Origin of the sequence: Pseudoalteromonas sp. KAN5 (assembly GCF_022846535.1) — a bacterium.
GTDB classification, from domain to species: Bacteria; Pseudomonadota; Gammaproteobacteria; order Enterobacterales; family Alteromonadaceae; genus Pseudoalteromonas; species Pseudoalteromonas haloplanktis.
This window is the reverse complement of record NZ_AP025589.1, coordinates 327,181-346,833: the sequence shown is the minus strand read 5'-3', so window position 1 is coordinate 346,833 and position 19,653 is coordinate 327,181. Positions and strand designations below refer to the sequence as shown.

Genomic DNA, 19,653 nt, shown 5'->3' with positions numbered 1-19,653 from the left:
TACTGACTACTACAACTTTCCCAGAGGTCGAGTTGTTTTTAATGCTGAGCAAAATAGCTCTTACGTTTATTTAGACAAAAGCTTGTTTAAAAAGCATATAGTTAAAGAGATAAAAGCTAATTTTTCTTTGCAAGATACAAATGTCAGGTTCTTTACTGATCCTCATTACAATTGCTTTGGTAGTATTTAGAACAACCAAATAACTGAGCACAGATACGCAGAGCTAGATTGGTGGCAACCTTGTGAAGCTACTTAACAGAGGGAGCTGGTGATTGACTGCGTATAAAAGCCGGAATATCAAAAATATCACTTTGACTAGATACAACAGCTTTAGCTTTTGTTGTTTGCTCTACTTTAGGTATTGTTTCATCTGTGTTTTTGGCATGAATTAACTGACTTTTTTGCACCTGTGGCCATGATGAGTATTTCAAAGTTATTCGCCAAACTCGTAATTTTAGATGCGCCACAAATAACCACCGCGTTAGGGCTAACTTGATGACGTACTGTATCCATTATGGTGTTGTAACTACCTAATGAGATCGCATCGACACAATTAATTTGTACAATAACACCTGTACGCCTTGCTTATTTAGCTAATTTATATAAATTAGATAAATTACTATCGAAAAGAAGAATAGTCTTATGAACGAGCAAGCGATCTTCGACCATATCAAACATGCATTAGATGATGCGCCTCGCAATCAGTACACCACTGAGTTGCATCTGCAAATGATCAAATACGCAGATAGCTTAAAAAGCATGACTGCCAAAGAGTTTTGCGAAGGCGTAGGTCTTAAACCAAGCTTTGGCACTGAATTTTCTAAAATGCGTAATCTCACTCATCGTTTAAAAGCCGCAGGCTTAAACACCGACTTGCTCTAACCGCTCAGGCACAAGGATTTAAAGGAACACACATGGCAATTAAAAAGACAGAACTTTATTCATCATTATGGGCAAGCTGTGACGAACTGCGTGGCGGTATGGATGCCAGCCAGTATAAAGACTACGTGCTAACCATGCTTTTCATGAAGTACGTTAGCGATAAATACAAAGGCGACCCATACGGCATGATTGTCGTGCCAGAAGGCGCAAGCTATGACGATATGATTACCGCCAAAAACGACAAGGAAATTGGTGATAAAATTAATAAGATCATTGCAGCTCTAGCCGAAGAAAACGACCTTAAAGGCATAATAGACGTTGCTGACTTCAACGATGAAGACAAGCTCGGTAAAGGCAAAGAAATGGTAGATCGTCTAACCAAGCTAGTCGGTATTTTCCAAGGCTTAGACTTATCTTCTAATCGTGCTGGCGGTGATGACCTATTAGGTGACGCTTACGAATATCTAATGCGCCATTTCGCAACAGAATCAGGTAAATCTAAAGGCCAATTCTATACACCATCGGAAGTGTCGCAAATCCTCGCCAAAGTGGTCGGCATTAAAGAAGACACACCTCAAGATGCCACCGCTTACGACCCTACTTGCGGCTCAGGTTCATTGTTGTTAAAAGCCAGCGATCAAGCAGAGCGCGGCTTAACGCTATACGGTCAAGAAATGGATAACGCCACCAGCGCACTTGCCCGTATGAACATGATCTTACATAACAACACCACGGCTAAGATCTGGAAAGGAAATACGCTTTCGGACCCACAATGGAAAGATGCCCCTGACCAACTCAAAACGTTTGATTTTGCGGTAGCCAACCCACCATTTTCGAATAAAAACTGGACCAGTGGCTTAACCCCAGAAGCGGATATATATAATCGCTTTACTTGGGGCATTCCACCAGAAAAAAACGGTGACTACGCCTTCTTATTACACATTATCAAAAGTTTAAAAAGCACTGGTAAAGGCGCGGTGATCTTACCGCACGGTGTATTATTCCGTGGTAATGCTGAAGCTACGATTCGTGAAAACCTGATCAAACAAGGTTACGTAAAAGGCATAATTGGTTTACCTGCCAACTTGTTTTACGGCACTGGTATTCCTGCCTGTATTATCGTGATTGATAAGGAGCACGCGCAAAAAGCGGTTACTAGCTTTAACGAAGGTGATGCAGAGTTACCAACCGTTTCAGGTCGCCCAATCTTTATGATTGATGCCAGTAAAGGATTCATCAAAGATGGCAACAAAAACCGCCTACGCAGTCAAGACATTCATAAAATTGTTGATGTGTTTAACAAAGGCTTAGAGCTTGAGCGTTATAGCCGCTTAGTCGAAATTGATGAAATTGCCGCTAACGACTACAACCTTAACATCCCGCGTTATATCGACTCGTCTGAGCCAGAAGACTTACACGATTTAAGCGCTCACCTGCAAAGCGGTATTCCAAACCATGACATTGACGCGCTTGAGCATTACTGGCAGGTATTCCCAAGTATTCGATCAACATTATTTAAACCTGAACGTGAAAGCTATAGCCATGCACTGGTTGAAGCAAGCCAAGTTAAAAGCACTATCTTAGCCCACCAAGAATTTAAAGATTTTGCCGCCCGTAGCTTATTACCATTTGAACAGTGGATTCCAGAAGCAAAACTTAAAGAGATTAAAGTAGGCGATAACCCGAAAAACTTTATCTTTAACATTTCAGAGAACTTGTTAAATAGCTATTCCAATAGTGACCTGTTAAGCAAATACGATATTTACCAAATCCTGATGGATTACTGGGCTGATACCATGCAGGACGATGTCTATGTATTGGTGCAGGACGATTGGCAAGCAGGTAATACCCTTCGTGAGTTAGTGGCTAAAAAAGGCGAAAAGCTTAAAGAAACACCTGATTTAATCATCGATAAGAAAAAGTACAAAGCCGAGATTATTCCACCAAGCCTAATCGTTGCCCGTTACTTTGCTGACGAACAAACGCAAGTTGATTCCCTGCAAGCCAAACAAGATGAAGCCACTCAAGCACTGGAAAGTTACCTTGAGGAACATGGCGCTGAAGATGGCTTATTGGTTGAAGCTATCAACGAGAAAGACAAAATCACCAAAGCCAGCGTTGCTGCAAGAACTAAGCTAGCAACCGATGCTGATGAAGTTAAAGCGCTGAAACATGCAACCAAGTTGTTTAATGCCGAAGCGGCTGCGAAAAAAGCGGTCAAAGAAGCACAAGAAGCTTTGGATTTAAGCGTATTTAACCGATATCCAAAACTTAATATTGATGAAATCAAAGCCCTGATTGTCGATGACAAGTGGCTAGCCACATTACAAGCCAATATCGTTGCTGAAATTGAGCGCGTTACCCAACAAATGGCAAACCGTGTTAAGCAACTGGAAGAGCGCTACAGCACACCATTACCAACCCTTTCTAAATCGGTTGATGACCTTAGCGATAAAGTGGCAGGCCACTTAAAAGCAATGGGCTTGGAGTGGTAACAAATATGAGCAAATTACCACTCTCGATTCCCGATGGATATGAACTGACTGAACATGGCGTTTTTCCGAAAGAATGGGATATAAAAGCGATTGGAGAAATTGCGTCTGTAAGTTCAGGTGGAACCCCAAATCGTAAAGTGAAAGATTTTTGGGACGGGGATATTCCTTGGGTTACAACCACACTAATAAACGGTAATGATATTAGCTATGCCAATGAATTTATCACTAAAAAAGGGTTAGAAAGCTCCTCAGCCAAAATGTGCAAAGCAGGCACAATTCTAATGGCGATGTATGGACAAGGAAAAACTCGTGGTAAAGCCGGAGCTTTAACTATAGATGCGTCTATTAATCAAGCATGTGCAGCAATAGAAGTAAACTCTAGCGATTCTGGAGAATATATACTACATACTCTAAATTACATGTATGAAGATATCCGGGAATTAAGTAACTCTGGTGGGCAAGAGAATTTAAGCTCAGGAATTATAAAAGGTATAAAATTACCGTTACCATCAAAGTCAGAACAAACTGCCATTGCCAATGCCTTGTCCGATGTTGATGCGCTGTTGACGGAATTGGAAAAGCTGATCGCGAAAAAACAAACGATTAAAACCGCCACCATGCAACAACTGCTGACAGGCAAAACCCGTTTACCCCAATTCGCCACATACACCGAAGGCGAAAAACAGGGCCAGCCAAAAGGCACAAAACCCAGCGAACTAGGCGAAATACCTGAGGATTGGGATGTTTTAAGTATCGAAGAGTGTTCAATTAAAGTTGGAAGTGGGAAAACGCCTACAGGTGGCTCATCAGTTTATGTGGATAGTGGTCGACCATTTGTGCGAAGTCAAAATGTGGGTTGGGGAGAGCTTCGTCTAACAGATTTATCTTTCATTACAGAAGAAACTCACAATACCTTTAAAGGCTCCGAAATAAAGTTGCATGATGTGCTACTTAATATAACAGGTGCTTCTATTGGTCGTTGTGCGTTAGCTTCTGAAAAAGTAGTTAATGGCAACGTTAATCAGCATGTTTGTATTATCCGCGTAATTAGCCAAAAAGCGCATCCCTATATTCTACAAACATTGATAAATTCAGAGTCAGGGCAGAACCAAATTGATAGCTATCAAGCAGGCGGAAATCGTGAAGGCTTAAACTTCTCACAAGTAAAAAGTATGAAGTTTCCATTTTCAAATAACTTAGAAGAACAAACCGCCATCGCCACAATCCTCTCGGATATGGATAACGAAATCCAATCCCTTGAACAGCGTTTAGCGAAAACCCGCCAAATCAAAAAAGGCATGATGCAAGAGCTACTCACAGGTCGCACCCGTTTACCATTTAATAAAGACAAGGAAGCTTAACGATGGGCGATAACATATTAACCACTGTTGATGCGTTATTTAGGCAACATAAATTTACCATTCCAAATTATCAACGGTCGTATGTGTGGGAAGAAGAGCAGCTAGAGACATTTATTGACGATTTACGCCATCAACTAAAATCGCATACCGATGATAGTAAGAAGCCGTATTTTATTGGCACCTTACTGTTACACCGTAAAGGTGAACAACAACCCTGTATTTTGGTTGATGTTGTTGATGGCCAGCAAAGATTAACCACCATTGTTACGTTCATTGCTACAGCGTTATTGCAAGGCGTGCAAATAGCCGATGCTGACACAATTCAACAAAATTATATTTGCCACAATGCACTAGGACAAAAATTTAAAACCGTTGGCGTAGACAATGACTGCTATCGCGCATCGGTGTTAAACATTGATGATTTTGAAGAAGTTGCTACTACCTTTTCGGCACAAAAACTTATATTTGCGCGAGATTACTTTAGCGCAAATATAAAAAACGAAGAGTGGCAGCCGATGATCGAGTTATTGCGAAACGCTCAGGTACTTGCCTACGTTATTAATGACTTAGCGACCGCGACGCAAATTTTTGAATTTCAAAATGATCGAGGTAAAAAGCTCAGTAATTTAGAAACAGTCAAAAGCTTTTTGATGCATGCCGTACATTTAAATTGCCATAACGACAGCGAAGCTAAACTTGAAACGATGCATAAGCATTTTGAGACGATTTTTCGAGCGATTGAAGAGTTAGAACATTACCCAAGAACACCAAATGAAGACAGTATCTTATCGTATTTTTGCTCCGGCTATTTTAACTGGACGGGAGACGATTATTTAAAACCTAAAAAGCTCATCAGAAAAAAAATCATCGCAATTGAAGCTGAAGGTGCGCAAACCGTTGTTAATTGGGTTGGTAAATTTGTTTCTGATTTAAAGCAATGTTATTGCAATATACTTACTACCTATAAAACGATTGAACGTTATCCAGAATTCTCAAATCTAGTGGTCTTAAACCGCCTAGCTTTGTTTTGGCCAGTACTAATAAAAACCTATCAATTAGATACTTCACCAGACAAAACTAATTTTAAAAAAGTTTGCCACTTGCTCGAAGTCTTCTGTCTACGTGCTTATGGAGTCGCGAGCCTAAGAGCGAATGCAGGTCAGTCACATTTACTTTGGATAGCTAAAAAATTCAACACAAACGACCAAGCAACGCCGTCTAATATTCATGATTTTGACTGGTTATTTAAAGAGTTGGCTGCGATGAGTGGCTGGTGGAATTTGCCTAGCCGTGTAGCTGCTAATTTGCAAAGTGCCAATTTTTACCATAATCACAAGCAAGCTGCCTTGTATATTTTATGGCGTTATGAAAATTACCTGCGCGAAGGTAATAAGGGACAAAATAAATGGTCAAAATTGTCATGGCGAGAAATAGTGACACCAAGCAACCATGCCGAAAAATTAAGCCTTGAGCATATTGCTGCGCAAAATGGTCAACTATCCGAGCAAATGGTTTATTGGAATGAAAACGATGAACCTAAACCGTTTAAAGATGTCGCTTTGCACAAGCTAGGTAATTTGGTTATCGATACTATTTCGTCTAACTCGTCGAAAAAAGACGGCGAATTTGACGATAAGTGGCAAAAATTTTCTGAAAGCTCCACTTATTTAAGCCAAGGTGAGCTTAAAGGTTATATTTCAGAAGAAACACAAAAGTGGGATATTACCGCGATCAAAAATCGTCAAGAAGCAATACTACAATTTGTAAACAAGACATGGTGTTGATGAGTAAATAGAAAGGATCTCTTATGAGTAATGTTAGTCAGTTTAATTTAAAACGATACAAGGAATGAATAATGATTAGAGATGGAAGATTACTATATCATTTAACCGCTTTAGAGAACTTAGCATCGATTCTTCAGCATGGTTTGCAACCAAGGTGTGAGCTAAGTAATGAAGAATTTGATGATGTTGCGGATGGTGACATATTAGACTCTAGGGCTAACCATCACTTAGACCGTTATGTGCCATTTCACTTTTTTGCCAAAAATCCATTTGATTATGGTGTGCAGCGTGCTCACCCAAACAAAGATTTTGTTTTAATTGCTATTCAGAGAGCTACTGCTAGAGCAAATGGGTGGCAAATTGTTCCTACACACCCTTTAGCTGAAGAGGGTTATCAAATTTTAGATTATGATGCTGGCTTTGCAGCGATTGATTGGGAATTGATGGAAGAAAGAGATTATGATTATAGAGCTTGCAAAGTGACATGTATGGCTGAGTGTTTGTCGCCTACTAGTGTAAACCCTAACTTAATATTCTGTATTTATGTTAAAAATGCTCGAGTTAAAGCCGTTGTAGATAGGCTGGTGAATTCACATAGAGTAAATTGTCATGTAGACATTAATTCTGCAATGTTTGTTGGTGAGTAAATTGTATAACTATAGTCAAACTCTTAACCCACAAAAAGCGCTAATTTGGCGCATAGTGCATCGCAACAATATACCGTGGATCTTAGATAACGGTTTGTATTGTGGTAATAGTCAGGTGCAGTCACCTAATTGGGAAGCAATTGGTAGTTCGGAGTTAATACAAAAACGAGCAACTCACCCTGTCCCGATTGCTCCTTTTGGTTCATTAAATGACTATGTGCCTTTTTACTTTACTCCTTTCTCACCTATGTTGCTAAACATAAAGTCAGGGCGAGGCGTTATTCAGAGGGCTAACGAAGATATCGTTATTTTGGTATCATCATTACATAAAGTTGAACAATTAAACTTGGAATTTGTCTATACAGACATGCATGCTTACTATCAATGGGCTAATTTCTATTCTGACTTAAGCCACTTAGGTAAGGTAGATTGGCCTATTTTACAAGCAAGGAATTTTGCTAGAGATTTGAATGACCCAGCGAAGTTCGAGCGATATCAAGCTGAGGCATTAATCAAACAGCATTGTCCAATAAATGCTTTATTAGGCATAGCTTGTTACAACGCCCAAGTTGAACAACAATTAAAACAGCATATTCAACAACGCAATATGAATTTGGACGTTATTGTACGTCCGGGATGGTATTTCTAATGATCACTTATACACAAGGTAATTTACTCGAAGCTAACGCTGATGCACTAGTTAATACAGTGAATACTGTAGGGGTCATGGGGAAAGGCATTGCGTTAATGTTTAAAGAACGTTTTCCTAAAAATATGGCAGAATATGCAAGTGCATGTAAAGCTAAGCAGGTAACTACGGGCAAAATGTTTGTTACTGAAACAGGCGAACTAATGGGGCCTAGGTGGATTGTAAATTTCCCTACCAAGCAGCATTGGCGTGCAAAATCTAAAATGGAATGGGTTCAAGATGGTTTAATCGATCTTCGCCATTTTATAGAAAATAATAATGTCAGCTCTATAGCAATTCCTCCTCTTGGCGCAGGGCAAGGTGGTCTATCTTGGCCTGAGGTGAAATTGGAAATAGAAAAAGCATTATCTGATATTGAAAACACAAATATTATTGTATTTGAACCTACCAGCAAATATCAAAATGTAGCCAAAAAAGCAGGTGTAAAGAAACTAACCCCTGCAAGAGCGTTAGTTGCAGAATTGGTAAGACGTTATTGGATATTAGGCATGGAGTGTAGCCTGCTAGAAATTCAAAAGTTAGCTTGGTTTTTACAGAGAACCATTGAGAATTCTGGCTTGAAAAATGAATTAAAGCTCAACTTCGAAGCAAATTATTATGGACCCTATGCCAACAACCTAGAGCACTTGTTAAATGCTTTAGATGGTAGTTATTTGAAATCAGATAAACGTATTCCTGATTGTGATCCTTTAGATGTCATCTGGTTCAATGAAAAAGAGAGGCAAAAAGTTTCGACCTACTTAAGTACCGAGGCGAAAGAGTATTTACCTGCATTAGAAAAAGCAAGTGAAGTAATTAATGGCTTTGAATCTCCTTTTGGTCTTGAGCTTCTATCGACAGTAGATTGGCTTGTTACTAGACAAGGATGTGATAAGAATGTTGAGTCTATTAAGCAAGGCATCGCAAATTGGCCTGCTGGGGCAAAGTGGGCACAACGAAAATTAACTCTATTTGGTGATAAAGAAATTGAATTTGCTTTATCTAGCTTGGAAAAACTAAGTTAAATAAGTTAGTCCAATAAAAAGAATATAAAGGAACTATATGAGCAATGTCGGTCAATTAGAACGAAAAACCCAAAACCGCGTGGTTAAGTTTTTTAAAGAACAGCTTAATTACAACTACTTAGGTAATTGGGAATACCGTGAAGGTAACAGCAATATTGAAAAAGACCTGCTCATAAAATGGCTAAAAGGTCGTGGAATTTCTGATGCGCTGATTAACCGCACATTACGCCAACTCGATACAGCCGCAGCCCTTGGCGAAGGTAAAAAGCTCTTTGATGCAAACAAAGATGTTTACCGCCTACTGCGCTATGGCGTAAAAGAAAAAGAAGGTGCTGGTGAGCAAAACCAGACTGTTTGGCTAATTGACTGGAAAAACCCAGAAGCTAACGACTTTGCCATTGCTGAAGAAGTCACTGTAAAAGGTGAATTGAAAAAACGCCCTGATATTGTGATTTATGTAAATGGCATCGCGCTTGGTGTAATTGAATTAAAACGCTCTTCAGTCTCAGTCAGTGAAGGTATTCGCCAAAACTTAGACAATCAAAAGAAAGCGTTTATTCGTAACTTCTTTACCACTATGCAGCTAGTAATGGCGGGTAACGATACTCAAGGTGTCCGTTACGGCACCATAGAAACATCAGAAAAATACTACCTCAAATGGAAAGAGTGCGCTGGTAAAGAAAACCCCAACCCACTTCCAGCAGAAGACATTACAACTGAGAGCTTACTCGACACTCATATCGCACAATTGTGCGACAAAAAGCGATTCCTGCAACTCATTCATGACTTTATTGTGTTTGATGCTGGGGTAAAGAAAACATGCCGACACAATCAATACTTCGGCATCCAAGCCGCACAGAAACACGTTCAAACGCACGATGATGGCATTATCTGGCACACGCAAGGTTCAGGCAAAAGCTTAACTATGGTTTGGCTTGCTAAGTGGATACGTGAAAATGTAACGGATTCACGAGTGCTTATTGTTACTGACCGAACCGAATTAGACGAACAAATAGAAAAAGTATTCTCTGGGGTTGATGAAGAGATCTATCGTACAAAAAGCGGACGGGATTTGGTTGCCACGCTTAATCAACCTAACCCTTGGTTGTTCTGCTCACTCGTGCATAAGTTTGGTCGAAATGGTGAAGCAGTTACAGAAGAAGACGATGATGAAGCAACAAAAGATTACCTTGAGGCATTAACCAAAAACCTACCAAGTGACTTTGCCGCAAAAGGTAACTTGTTTGTGTTTGTCGATGAGTGTCATCGAACTCAATCGGGTAAACTGCACGAAGCAATGAAGGCCCTATTTAGTATGGGAGAGGGGCCTGAAGCCATGTTTATAGGTTTTACCGGTACACCACTGATGAAGAAGGACAAGAAGAAATCCTTAGAAGTTTTTGGCCCTTATATTCACACCTATAAATTTGATGAAGCCGTAAGTGACGGTGTGGTGTTAGACCTTCGATATGAAGCCAGAGATATTGATCAACACTTAACATCTGAGAAAGGCGTTGATACTTGGTTTAATGCTAATACCGAAGGCTTATCTAACCTTGCCAAAATGCAGCTCAAACAAAAATGGGGCACCATGCAAAAAGTGCTCTCTAGTAAGTCACGACTAGAACGTATTGTGATGGATATATGGCTTGATATGAAAAGAAAGCCTGCACTGATGTCTGGTAGAGGCAACGCCATGTTGGTGTGCGCTAGCGTCCATCAAGCCTGCATGGTTTATGAGATGTTTTCTAAAACAGATCTTGCTGGTAAATGTGCGGTAGTGACCAGTTATCAACCTGCTGCTAGTTCGATAAAAGGTGAAGAATCTGGTGAAGGGTTAACCGAAAAACTGTTTAAGTATGACACCTATCGCAAGATGTTAGCTGATTACTTTGAGCAAAGTGAAGATGAAGCCGCTAAGCGTGTTGAAGAGTTCGAAAAAGTCGTTAAGAAACGCTTTATTGAAGAGCCGGGGCAAATGCGCCTGCTGATTGTTGTAGATAAGCTGCTCACTGGCTTTGATGCGCCTTCTGCCACTTATCTTTATATCGATAAAAAAATGGCTGATCATAACCTATTTCAGGCAATCTGCCGGGTAAACCGATTGGATGGTGAAGATAAAGACTACGGTTACATTATCGACTATAAAGACTTGTTCCGATCACTTGATAAAGCTATTAAAGATTACACAGCAGAAGCATTTGATGGCTACGATGCTGACGATGTTAAAGGGCTTTTAAAAGATCGCTTACAAGAGTCTCGTGCAGATTTAGATAATGCACTGGAGGCAGTACGAGTGTTATGTGAGCCAGTGAAAGCACCTAGAGATACTAAAGATTTTATTCATTATTTTTGTGGTGAGTCTGGTGTTGAACCTAAAGATGAAAATGAGCGCACAGAAAAAGAAGCACTGCGTTTAACTCTATATCAATCGGTAGCTAAGCTCATCCGCGCTTACACTAACCTTGCCAATGAAATGGAGCAAGCTGGTTACACCTTTGAAGAAGCTAAAAATATTAAAAAGGAAGTCGCGTACTTTGAGAAAGTACGAGATGAGGTAAAGCTTTCCAGTGGCGATCTACTCGAAATGAAGCGGTTTGAGCCTGCTATGCGTCAGTTACTTGATATGTATATTCGAGCTGATGACAGTGAACAGCTTATGGATTTTGAAGAGTTGGGGTTGATCGATCTAGTTGTAAACAACAAGGGCAAAAGCTTAGAAAATTTACCTGAAGGCTTGCGTGATAACGAAGACGCAATGGCAGAAGCCATAGAGAATAACGTCAGAAAAACTATTGTGGATGAAAATCCTGTAAACCCTAAGTACTTCGACAGCATGGCAACGTTGCTCGATGAAATAATTAAGCAGCGAAGAGAGCAAGCTATCAGCTATCAAGAGTATCTAGAGCAGATTAAAGCTCTCGCTAAGAAAGTGGTTAATCCGACTGAAAATAGCAATCAAAGCTACCCCACTTCTGTTGATACGCCAGCCAAACAAGCAATTTATGATAACTTCGGTAATGATGAAGTACTTACAACTAAAATTGATACCGCTGTTCGCTACACTAAAAAAGCCGATTGGCTAGGAGATAGATTTAAAGAACGTGAGATAGCCAACGCAGTGCGACAAGAAGCGGCTGATTATAACATCAATATTGTTGATGTTATGGAGCTAATTAAAGCTCAGAAGGAATATCATTAGTGCGCCATACTAAAAGCAATGCTCAGAGCGTTGAAGTAGTTCGCATTGGTGACATTGATGTAGAGCTAAATCGCAGAGCCATTAAAAACATTCACTTAAGCGTGCTACCGCCAAACGGCAAAGTACGATTGTCTATCCCCAACGATACAAGTGAACAAAAGATTCGGCTGGCAATCGTTAACAAACTTGCGTGGATTAAGAAACAGCAAGCTGACTTTGCAGGCCAAGAACGCCAATCAATTCGTGAAATGGTTAATGGAGAGTGCCACTATTTATGGGGTAAAAAATACCGCTTAAAGCTTGTTGAAGCGCAAGGGAAATATGCGGTTACTGCAAAAGGCAACGGTAATTTAGTTTTATCTGTTGCAGAAAATACGTCAACCGACAATAAACTCAAACTACTTAACCGTTTCTATCGTGATGAAATGCAGCGCTCACTTGAGAAGTTATTACCTCAATGGGAAAAAAAACTAGCTGTAAACGCTGGTTCTATTAACATCAAAAAGATGAAAACCAAATGGGGAAGCTGCAATATTCAAGCTAAGCGTATATGGCTAAACCTAGAACTAGCTAAGAAACCTCCAGAATGCATGGAGTTTATACTTGCCCACGAGTTAGTTCACCTACTAGAGCGCCATCATAATGACAGATTCCGCTCTCTCATGGACAAACACATGCCTAACTGGCGTGAACGCAGAAACCTACTTAATAGCTTGCCTCTGGCCTATGAAGACTGGAGTTATTAGAAACAAAAAAGGTGAGCTTATTTGCTCACCTTTTCTAGAGTTATAGTTTGGGAAAAGAATTCCCAATCTTTAATAACTTTCCCAATCTATAATTATCATTCCCAAACTATAATAACTCTGATCATCTAAAAATTAATCTCTGTATGTCTCTACCGCTGGGCATGAACACACTAGGTTACGGTCGCCGTATACGTCATCGATACGCGTTACTGTAGGCCAGAATTTGTTTTTAGCCACGGCTGGTACTGGGAACGCAGCGTAGAAGCGGTCGTATGCACGATCCCACTCGTTACCAAGTACGTCGCCTTGTGTATGCGGTGCAAACACTAGCGGGTTGTTTTCGATAGACCATTCGCCAGAGATCACTTTGTCGATTTCGCCTTTGATTGATACCATCGCTTCGATGAAACGGTCGATCTCAACTTTAGACTCAGACTCAGTCGGCTCAATCATTAACGTGCCCGCAACAGGGAACGACATCGTTGGTGAATGGAAGCCGTAATCTTGTAAGCGCTTAGCTACGTCCATTTCAGTGATGCCTGAAAGCTCTTTAAGTGGACGTAAGTCAACAATACATTCGTGAGCAACGCGGTTGTTGCGGCCACGGTATAAAATTGGGAAGTGCTGGCTTAACTCATGAGTTAAGTAGTTAGCATTCACAATCGCCATTTCGGTGGCTTGTTTAAGGCCTTCGCTGCCCATCATGGTGATATAAGCCCATGAGATAGGTAAAATAGCTGCTGAGCCGTATGGTGCTGCTGATACCGCGCCGTTGCCTACATTAGTGCCAGGTACGTTAATTACGCTGTGGTTAGGCATAAATGGCGCTAGGTGTGATTTAACACCGATTGGGCCAACACCTGGGCCACCGCCACCGTGCGGGATACAGAACGTTTTGTGCAGGTTTAAGTGCGATACGTCTGAGCCGATAGAACCTGGGCTAGTAACACCTACTTGGGCGTTCATGTTTGCGCCATCCATGTAAACTTGGCCGCCGTGCTGGTGCACGATGTCGCAAATTTCACGGATTGTTTCTTCGTATACACCGTGCGTAGACGGGTATGTGATCATGATACATGATAGGTTTTCTGATACTTCTTCAGCTTTCGCTTTAAGATCAGCCATATCAACGTTACCGTTTTTGTCACAATCAACAACCACTATTTTCATGCTCGCCATTTGTGCAGATGCAGGGTTAGTACCGTGCGCTGAACTTGGGATCAAACATACATTACGGTGTGCATCGCCACGTGACTCATGGTATTTACGAATGGCGATTAAGCCTGCGTATTCACCTTGTGCACCCGAGTTTGGTTGCAGTGATACGGCATCGTAACCAGTAATATTAACTAACCAATCATGTAGTTCATTGATCATGATTTGGTAACCTTCTGCTTGGTCTAGCGGGCAGAATGGGTGAAGGTTAGCAAACTCAGGCCATGTGATTGGGATCATCTCAGCGGTCGCGTTTAGCTTCATAGTACATGAACCTAACGAGATCATTGAATGGTTAAGTGCTAAATCTTTGTTTTCAAGGCGCTTGATATAACGCAGCATCTCAGTTTCGCTGTGGTACGAGTTGAAGTTCGGGTGCGTTAGCACTTCGTCATCACGTACTAGGCTTGCAGGGATTGAATCGCTGCCGTTCGCTTCAATGTCAGCAGCAATTGCATCAACACTTAAACCATGGCCTTCACCAAGGATGATGTCGAATAACTCTGCCACGTCTGCGCGTGTTGTGGTCTCTGATACTGAGATTGAGTATTCGCCATCGTGGTTAGTTGCAAAGTTAACGCCGTTTGCAACTGCACGTGCTACTACGTCATCTTTGTTATCACTAACAATCGTTAGGGTATCAAACCATGAGCTGTGCTTAAGTGCTACGTCTTTAGCTTGTAAGCCAGCAGCTAAAATATCAGCAAAGCGATGAATACGCTGTGCGATTGTTTTTAAGCCTTGTGGGCCGTGGTACACCGCGTAAAACGCTGCCATATTGGCAAGTAATACTTGCGCTGTACAAATGTTTGAGTTGGCTTTGTCGCGGCGAATGTGTTGCTCGCGCGTTTGCATTGCCATACGTAATGCGTCGTTACCTAAACGGTCTTTAGATACACCAATGATACGACCTGGAAGTGAACGTTTATAAGCGTCACGCGTTGCAAAGAATGCCGCGTGAGGACCGCCGTAACCCATAGGTACACCAAAACGCTGTGCAGAACCAAGTACAACGTCTGCGCCTAGTTTACCCGGTGCTTTTAGTAGTAATAAGCTCATGATGTCGGCTGCAACACAGGCAATCGCTTTTTTGCTTTGTACGCCAGCGATTAAATCAGTGATATCTACCACTTCACCTGATGTTGACGGGTATTGGAATAACGCGCCAAAAATCTCGTGATTAACTGCATCTGCGGCAGGACCTACCACAACGTCAAAACCAAATTGCTCTGCGCGGGTTGCTACAACGTCGATTGTTTGTGTGTGTACGTCATCTGCAATAAAGAAGATGTTGGCTTTTTTAGCTTTAGATACACGCTTTGCAAGGCCCATCGCCTCAGCAGCCGCGGTTGATTCGTCAAGTAATGATGCACTTGCTAAATCAAGACCTGTCAGGTCTAGGGTCATAGTTTGGAAATTTAATAATGACTCTAAACGCCCTTGAGCAATCTCTGGTTGGTATGGAGTGTACGCTGTGTACCAGCCTGGGTTCTCAAGTACGTTACGTAAAATTACGTGTGGTACGTGAGTTGGGTGGTAGCCTTGACCAATATATGATTTGAACACTTTATTTTTGCTGGCTACTGATTTTAAGTAGCTTAGTGTTTCAACTTCAGTACGGCTCTCGCCCACAGTTAGGCCTTGCTCTAAGCGGATGCTTGCAGGTACAGTTTGACCGATCAGCTCTTCAACACTCGATACTCCAAGAGCACTTAGCATATCGCTTACTTGTGCTGGGCTTGGCCCAATATGACGGCGAATAAAATCTTGCGTTTGCTCTAATTGTTCAAGAGATTTGGCGTTTGACATTTGTCCAGATTCCTATGATCCAAAAAATAAATGGTTATCACTAATGGGTAACTAGCAATAACTTAAAAGCTTTTTGATTTAATGACTTACAACGTATGGGAAGGTAAGCGATAAAATCATAAAAGCCCCGTCTGGATACCCAAACCGCTTGATAATACTTTATTCAGGATGCTGTGAGCATTTTCAATTCAAGGCATATTGATGCAGGAATGGCATTCCCTTTTAAATCAATATAACGATGAAGTGATATTGCTCACACATCCCGAAGCGGTGGGTTTTAAATTGCTTTATTCTGCGTTAACTGATTTCGATTTAGTCCACTAGACCTTCAATCAGTTGCCTTACCTAAAGCAATTTAAATTCCCACTGAATTTTGTATCCTCAAGGGGTTTGGGTATCACTGGGGCTTTTAATATCGAATAAAACTAATAATTAGTCTTCGTCGATCGTATGTGCATAGCCTTCAGCGTCAAGCAGGTTTTCAAGCTCAGACTCGTCAGATGCTTTAATGCGGAATAACCAACCGTCGCCGTAAGCGTCGTTGTTTACCGTTTCTGGTGCATCTTCAAGATCTTCGTTGATTGCTACGATTTCACCGCTGATTGGTGCGTAGATATCTGATGCTGCTTTAACAGACTCTGCTACTGCACAGTCTTCGCCAGCATCTACTTCGTCACCAACTTCTGGTAATTCAACAAATACCATATCGCCAAGCAGCTCTTGCGCGTGCTCAGAAATACCTACAGTGAAAGTACCGTCACCTTCGTCGCGAACCCACTCGTGTGAAGAGGCATACTTTAACTCACTAGGGATATTGCTCATTTTTATGTTCCTTTGGTTTATATTGGGTGATAACACCAAATCTTTTAATTAATACTTTAAAGTACTGACTTACCGTTACGTACAAAGCTTGGTTTAACTACTTTTACGTTAACTAATTTTTTACGCATTTCTACTTGGGCTGTCTCGCCAGTTGAACGTGGTACACGTGCAAGGGCAACACTAAAACCAAGCGTAGGTGAGAAAGTACCTGAGGTAATAACCCCTTCGCCACCATCAACGATTACTTTTGAACCGCTACGCAATACGCCTTTTTCTTCAAGCACTAGACCAACAAGTTTGTCAGTGCTTTGCTCAGCGCGTTGCTTAACTAATACATCACGACCAATAAAGTCACGATCTTCAGGCTCCCAGGCAATAGTCCACGCCATGTTAGCAGCAAGTGGTGAAACGCTTTCGTCCATATCTAGGCCGTAAAGGTTCATACCAGCTTCTAAACGTAGTGTGTCACGTGCGCCAAGGCCCGCTGGCTTAACACCTGCATCTAACAGTTGCTGCCAAAGATCAGCTGCTTGCTCGTTCGGTACTACAATTTCGTAACCGTCTTCGCCAGTATAGCCTGTTGTTGCAATAAATAAATCACCCGCTTGAACACCAAAAAATGGCTTCATACCTTCAACAGCAGCTTGTTGGTCAGCCGTTAAGATAGTCGCTGTTTTTGCTTTTGCATTAGGGCCTTGTACTGCAATCATGGCAAACTCTGGGCGCTCAGTCACTTCAACGGCAAAATCAGCTGAAACTTTAGCCATGTGCGCTAAATCTTTCTCGCGCGTGGCTGAGTTAACCACTAAACGGTAATCTGTTTCAGAGAAGAAGTAGATGATAAGGTCATCGATTACGCCGCCTTGCTCGTTAAGCATACCGGTGTAAAGCGCTTTGCCAGGAACAGTTAATTTAGCCACGTCGTTAGCAACCAGTTTACGAAGGAACGCTTGCGCTTGCTCGCCTTTAACATCCACAATGGTCATGTGTGAAACGTCAAACATACCAGCATCAGTACGCACCGCGTTGTGCTCTTCGATTTGCGAGCCATAGTTGATTGGCATTTCCCAGCCGTGAAAATCAACCATTTTAGCGTTGGCTTCAAGGTGCTTTGCATGTAAAACTGTTTTAGAAGTCATAATATTCCTTCACTTTATAATTAACCCAATTTTTGGGCGTGGCCTCAATTTAATGAGGGGGAATAACATGGGCGGCGATTATACATAAGTTGTACTGCACTAACACCCAAATTGCGATTTGTTCTTACAAAAACACTGGCAAGTGTTCATTACACCAACCAGTTTATAAAATCTACTAAGCAACGTCTGACAGTGACAGATCAAAGCCATGTTGCTGTAAATAAACTTGCCATTTTGTTAGCTCTGGCGCCTTGGCAAGCAATTGAAAATACTGTTGAGACTGTTTCTCGATGGCAGTAATAAATACTTCACCACTTTGTGCACCATAACAACTGTTTGCGTCTGATAAGCGCAACCCAGGGGTTAATTTAAATGCATTAACTAAGGCATCAAAGGCCTGCTCACCGGATAAAGTTAGCGTAGCTAAGTCTGTGCGTATTACAAATTCAACGTCATAACGTAGCTGTTGCTCACTGATCAAAGCTTGTAATTGTGCTGCGCCATCGCTATGCAGCACAAATCTAAACGCTGTTTCACTAAAGTAATACAAGGCAAAACTATAGGTGCTGTTTAAGTCATCATCCAAAGTGCCTTTAATCCCTAAACCACTGGCGGTTAATTTATTTAAATCCAACCCTAAAATCGTGGTCAAAAATGGGATTGCTTCAGTACCGCTAAAATCGATCACCACACTGTTATTTTCGGCCTGCAACATATTGCTTTGCGGCGCATCTAGTTGGCTGTGACGAGCAAACATTATCGGAGTAAAAGTCATTATTGACACCTATCAATCTATAGTCACAAAAGTATATTGCGGGTGAGGTGCAACAACAAATTGTAATTTCTTATCAATTGATAAATAATAATTATGTATTTAACCTTATAAATTGAATTTTTTTATATGAAGAATATTTCAACAGATGGATTACGCACCTTAATCACGGTGGTCGAGGTAGGCGGCTTTGCCAAAGCAGGCGAATTATTAGGCCTTTCTCAACCAGCGGTAAGCTTACAAATAAAACGCCTTGAAGACATGCTTGGCCATAAGCTCTTTAAAAAGCAAGGTCAGCGCCAAGTGCTTAACCAATATGGTGAACTCTTATTGCCAATGGCAAAGCAAATGTTATTGCAAAACGACAGTATCTTGCAGTTGTTTACTAAAGAGAACGTTACTGGCAAAGTGCGCCTTGGTATTCCCAGTGAATTTGCTGCGCGCATCTTACCTTCAATTATTGGCGACTTTATTGCGCTATACCCTGATGTGTCATTAGAGGTTAAATCACGTTTAAGTAAACATCTGTTATCTGTATCAAGGGAAGATCAATTTGATTTAGTATTGGCACTCAATGAAGACTTAAACTCTGAAAAGTTTCCCGTGTTTATGCAAGACCAACTGGTATGGGTGGGCGATTTATCGTTAGCACAGAATGAAGTGGTCACCTTAGTTACTGCGCCAGAGGGCTGCATATACCGTCGTCGTGCTATCGAGGCTCTGCAACTAGCGGGGATAAAATACCGCATAAGTTATAGTAACGCTGATTTAACCGGCCTTACCGCTGCTTTAAAAGAAGGTTTGGGGATTACGGTACTCGCCAAAAGTACCGTGCCGCATGAACTAAACTACCAGTTACACACTAAACATTTACCCGAACTTGGCCGTATTGGTATTAGCTTAATAAATCGTGTGGAGCGACCTGAACATGCCGTAGCTAAACTTGCCGAATTTATCAGCCTACGTTTGAGTTAATGTTGATCTGAGCTGTGCACTTATCGAATAAGTGCATTTATTGCAACAAACTAACAAGTACAGCTAATTTGTGCCCTCATTACAAGTGAAT

16 protein-coding genes are annotated in these 19,653 nt (G+C 41.3%); 10 read left to right on the top strand and 6 right to left on the bottom strand.

The annotated features are described in order from the left end of the window. Positions 1-248 precede the first annotated feature (248 nt). Together KAN5_RS01500 and KAN5_RS01495 are read right to left on the bottom strand one after the other, a co-directional pair. Complete coding sequence (locus KAN5_RS01500; RefSeq protein ID WP_244390276.1) at positions 249-431, bottom strand: hypothetical protein; 183 nt, start codon at positions 429-431, stop codon at positions 249-251. Further along, complete coding sequence (locus tag KAN5_RS01495; RefSeq protein ID WP_244390917.1) at positions 367-516, bottom strand: hypothetical protein; 150 nt, start codon at positions 514-516, stop codon at positions 367-369. Before KAN5_RS01495 ends, KAN5_RS01500 begins: the two co-directional genes overlap by 65 nt. Before the next feature lie 126 nt (positions 517-642). Between KAN5_RS01495 and KAN5_RS01490 the strand changes: the two genes are divergently transcribed. The 9 genes from KAN5_RS01490 to KAN5_RS01450 all read left to right on the top strand — a co-directional run bounded on the left by KAN5_RS01490 (position 643) and on the right by KAN5_RS01450 (position 12,830). Then, complete coding sequence (locus KAN5_RS01490) at positions 643-882, top strand: transcription factor (RefSeq protein WP_244390275.1); 240 nt, start codon at positions 643-645, stop codon at positions 880-882. Between the two features lie 32 nt (positions 883-914). Continuing rightward, positions 915-3,377 (top strand): type I restriction-modification system subunit M, encoded by a 2,463-nt coding sequence (locus KAN5_RS01485; protein ID WP_244390274.1) that lies wholly within the window; start codon positions 915-917, stop codon positions 3,375-3,377. A 5-nt stretch (positions 3,378-3,382) separates the two neighbouring features. Continuing rightward, on the top strand, positions 3,383-4,738 hold the full coding sequence (locus KAN5_RS01480) for a restriction endonuclease subunit S (RefSeq protein WP_244390273.1): 1,356 nt from the start codon (positions 3,383-3,385) through the stop codon (positions 4,736-4,738). Between the two features lie 2 nt (positions 4,739-4,740). After that, positions 4,741-6,522, top strand: coding sequence for a DUF262 domain-containing protein (locus KAN5_RS01475; RefSeq protein ID WP_244390272.1), 1,782 nt, complete (start codon positions 4,741-4,743; stop codon positions 6,520-6,522). Between the two features lie 71 nt (positions 6,523-6,593). Continuing rightward, positions 6,594-7,169, top strand: a complete 576-nt coding sequence (locus tag KAN5_RS01470) for a DarT ssDNA thymidine ADP-ribosyltransferase family protein (protein ID WP_244390271.1) — start codon at positions 6,594-6,596, stop codon at positions 7,167-7,169. 1 nt (position 7,170) lies between these two features. Then, positions 7,171-7,818, top strand: a complete 648-nt coding sequence (locus KAN5_RS01465; RefSeq protein ID WP_244390270.1) for a DUF4433 domain-containing protein — start codon at positions 7,171-7,173, stop codon at positions 7,816-7,818. After that, complete coding sequence (locus KAN5_RS01460; protein ID WP_244390269.1) at positions 7,818-8,882, top strand: macro domain-containing protein; 1,065 nt, start codon at positions 7,818-7,820, stop codon at positions 8,880-8,882. The genes KAN5_RS01465 and KAN5_RS01460 overlap by 1 nt, the downstream gene beginning before the upstream one ends. A 37-nt stretch (positions 8,883-8,919) precedes the next feature. Next, on the top strand, positions 8,920-12,084 hold the full coding sequence (locus tag KAN5_RS01455; RefSeq protein WP_244390268.1) for an HsdR family type I site-specific deoxyribonuclease: 3,165 nt from the start codon (positions 8,920-8,922) through the stop codon (positions 12,082-12,084). Next, a complete protein-coding gene (locus KAN5_RS01450) occupies positions 12,084-12,830 on the top strand; it encodes a SprT family zinc-dependent metalloprotease (RefSeq protein WP_244390267.1) in 747 nt (248 codons plus the stop codon). The genes KAN5_RS01455 and KAN5_RS01450 overlap by 1 nt, the downstream gene beginning before the upstream one ends. 132 nt (positions 12,831-12,962) lie before the next feature. Here the strand turns inward: KAN5_RS01450 and gcvP are convergent, their stop codons facing one another. From gcvP to KAN5_RS01430, 4 genes are all read right to left on the bottom strand, one after another. Further along, positions 12,963-15,854: an aminomethyl-transferring glycine dehydrogenase gene (gene gcvP, locus KAN5_RS01445; protein WP_244390266.1), complete on the bottom strand. Its 2,892-nt coding sequence runs from the start codon at positions 15,852-15,854 to the stop codon at positions 12,963-12,965. A 432-nt stretch (positions 15,855-16,286) separates the two neighbouring features. Further along, positions 16,287-16,676 carry a glycine cleavage system protein GcvH gene (gene gcvH / locus KAN5_RS01440; RefSeq protein WP_016708738.1) on the bottom strand — a complete coding sequence of 130 codons (390 nt, stop codon included), beginning with the start codon at positions 16,674-16,676 and terminating at the stop codon, positions 16,287-16,289. A gap of 56 nt (positions 16,677-16,732) precedes the next feature. Further along, on the bottom strand, positions 16,733-17,815 hold the full coding sequence (gcvT, locus tag KAN5_RS01435; protein ID WP_016708737.1) for a glycine cleavage system aminomethyltransferase GcvT: 1,083 nt from the start codon (positions 17,813-17,815) through the stop codon (positions 16,733-16,735). A 175-nt stretch (positions 17,816-17,990) separates the two neighbouring features. Further along, positions 17,991-18,590 carry a hypothetical protein gene (locus KAN5_RS01430; protein WP_016708736.1) on the bottom strand — a complete coding sequence of 200 codons (600 nt, stop codon included), beginning with the start codon at positions 18,588-18,590 and terminating at the stop codon, positions 17,991-17,993. A gap of 126 nt (positions 18,591-18,716) precedes the next feature. Here KAN5_RS01430 and KAN5_RS01425 point away from each other — a divergent pair, with 126 nt between their 5' ends. After that, positions 18,717-19,562, top strand: a complete 846-nt coding sequence (locus tag KAN5_RS01425; RefSeq protein ID WP_016708735.1) for a LysR family transcriptional regulator — start codon at positions 18,717-18,719, stop codon at positions 19,560-19,562. The last annotated feature ends 91 nt before the right edge of the window (positions 19,563-19,653 follow it).